General features: G+C 40.7%; 3 protein-coding genes. All 3 read left to right on the plus strand.

The genetic code is table 11. The features are described 5' to 3' along the window. A partial coding sequence (locus RP262_RS11170; protein WP_311155192.1) for an extracellular solute-binding protein occupies positions 1 to 1,149 on the plus strand: 1,149 nt, incomplete at its 5' end. 13 nt (positions 1,150 to 1,162) lie between these two features. Next, entirely contained in the window at positions 1,163 to 2,029 is an 867-nt protein-coding gene (locus RP262_RS11175; RefSeq protein ID WP_223311319.1) for a carbohydrate ABC transporter permease, read from the plus strand. A gap of 13 nt (positions 2,030 to 2,042) precedes the next feature. Beyond that, positions 2,043 to 2,803, plus strand: a 761-nt coding sequence (locus RP262_RS11180) for a carbohydrate ABC transporter permease (RefSeq protein WP_311155193.1), incomplete at its 3' end; no start/stop codon positions are given.

Raw genomic sequence — 2,803 nt, forward strand, 5'->3', positions numbered from 1 at the left:
TATTTCAATCAGAAGGGTGAAATGGTTGATACCCTTCGTGAGATTGCCAAAGACTTCGAAAAAGAAAATCCGAATGTGCATGTGAAAGTGGTGAACGTCCCTAACGCTGGGGAAGTACTCAAAACGCGCGTTCTGGCTGGAGATATCCCAGATGTTGTCAATATCTTTCCACAGTCTATTGAATTCCAAGAATGGGCTAAAGCTGGGTACTTTGAAGATTTATCTAATAAAAATTATCTCAAGCGAGTTAAGAATCATTACGCAGATAAATATGCGATTGACGGGAAAATTTACAATATTCCTTATACTGCTAATGCTTATGGTATCTATTACAACAAAGATAAATTTAAAGAACTGGGATTGAAAGTTCCAGAGACTTGGGAGGAATTTGAGGAATTAGTTGATACGATTATAGCAAAAGGAGAAACGCCTTTTGCCATTGCAGGAGCAGATACTTGGACCTTGAATGGTTATCATCAGTTAGCTCTTGCCACTGCAACAGGTGGCGGTAAGGAAGCGAATGATTACCTACGTTTTTCCAAGCCAAATGCCATTAAGTCTTCAGATTCAGTGCTTAAAGATGATTTCAGGCTGTTAGATTTATTCCGCAAAAAAGGAGCCATGCAAACCAACTGGCAGGGAGCAGGCTATACTGATGTTGTCGGTGCCTTTGCTAGGGGCGATGCCCTGATGACTCCAAATGGCTCTTGGGCTATCACAGCAATCAATGCGCAAGATCCTAAGTTTAATGTTGGAACTTTTCCTTTCCCTGGAAAGCAAAAAGGACAAAGCTTGACCATTGGAGCAGGAGACCTAGCTTGGTCTATCTCGTCAAGTAGTAAGCACAAGAAAGAAGCCAATGCTTTTGTTGAATATATGTCACGTCCAGAAGTTATGCAGAAATATTATGATGTGGACGGCTCACCAACAGCTATTGAAGGTGTCAAGGAAGCTGGTTCAGATGCACCGCTAGCCGGTCTTGCTGAACTAGCATTTACAGATCGACACCTCGTTTGGCTGGCTCAAGACTGGACCAGTGAAAGTGATTTTTATACCTTGACTGGGAATTATATTACAACTGGAGACAAAGAGGATATGGCGAAAGCACTAAATGCCTTCTTCAATCCGATGAAAGCAGACGTAGAGTAGGAGTAGATCTACTATGAAAAAATTGATTGAGAAATATTGGGGCTGGCTCTTTGTCCTTGTTCCCCTTGTACTACAGGCTGTATTCTTCTATGTGCCCATGTTTCAAGGTGCCTTCTACAGCCTGACAAACTGGACTGGTTTGACCTATAATTATAAGTTTGTCGGACTTAATAACTTTATGCTTCTCATGAGCGATCCTAAGTTTATGAACGCGATAGGCTTTACATTGATCATTACTATTTGTATGGTGGTTGGTGAGATTATGCTGGGAATCTGGATAGCACGAGCTCTCAACTCGAAGATAAAGGGAAAGACTTTCTTCCGAGCTTGGTTTTTCTTCCCCGCTGTCCTATCTGGATTGACTGTGGCTCTTATCTTTAAGCAACTTTTCAACTACGGATTGCCAGCTATAGGGAATACCTTAGGAATTGAATTTCTTAAAACCAGCCTTCTAGGAACGAATGGCGGTGCAATCTTTGCAGCAATCTTCGTCTTGCTTTGGCAAGGGGTAGCCATGCCTATTATCATCTTCCTAGCTGGTCTTCAGTCTATCCCGACTGAGATTACAGAAGCAGCTCGAATTGATGGAGCTAGCAGCAAACAAATTTTTTGGAAGGTGGAACTTCCTTATCTCCTACCAAGCGTTTCCATGGTCTTTATCTTGGCTCTAAAAGGTGGTTTGACAGCATTTGACCAGGTCTTTGCCATGACAGGCGGCGGTCCGAATAATGCGACCACCTCTCTAGGACTTCTGGTATACAACTATGCTTTTAAGAGCAATCAATTTGGTTATGCCAATGCCATTGCTGTTATCTTGTTTCTCTTGATTGCGGTTATTTCTATTATCCAGTTGAGAGTATCTAAGAAATTTGAAATCTAAGAGGAGAAGCCCGATGAAAAATGCAGAAAGAAAAGCTAATTTCAGTAAATATATCTTGCTAACACTGGGATCTATTATCATTTTAATTCCACTCTTAGCAACGATATTCAGTTCCTTTAAGTCTACCAAAGACATCGTTAATAATTTTTTCGGATTTCCGACTCAACCGACCTTAGAAAATTTTCAACGCCTTTTGGCTGATGGTATCGGAGGCTACTATTGGAATTCGATTGTAATCACGGTTCTATCTTTGGCTGTTGTCATGATTTTTATTCCCATGGCTGCTTACTCTATCGCTCGTAATATGTCTAAGAGAAAAGCTTTTGGTATTATGTATACGCTCTTGATTTTAGGGATTTTTGTTCCTTTTCAAGTTATCATGATTCCTATTACAGTTATGATGAGTAAGCTAGGATTAGCTAACACTTGGGGATTAATTATCCTCTATCTGGCTTACGCTGTTCCACAGACTCTCTTTCTCTATGTAGGCTACATTAAGATTTCCATTCCGGACAGTCTGGATGAAGCAGCAGAAATTGACGGTGCTGGAAAGTTTACAACTTATTTCAAGATTATCTTTCCTATGATGAAACCCATGCATGCGACAACCATGATTATCAATGCCCTCTGGTTCTGGAATGACTTCATGCTTCCTCTCTTGGTACTCAATAAAGACTCCAAGATGTGGACTCTGCCACTCTTCCAATATAACTACACAGGTCAATACTTTAATGATTATGGACCGAGCTTTGCTTCTTATGTTGTTGGGATTAT

It is taken from the genome of uncultured Streptococcus sp., from assembly GCF_963456385.1.
Classification (GTDB): Bacteria; Bacillota; Bacilli; order Lactobacillales; family Streptococcaceae; genus Streptococcus.

Coding starts and splice junctions, on each gene's coding strand:
- RP262_RS11175 (WP_223311319.1), top strand. CDS start 1,163: ATGAAAAAATTGATTGAGAAATATTGGGGCTGGCTCTTTGTCCTTGTT.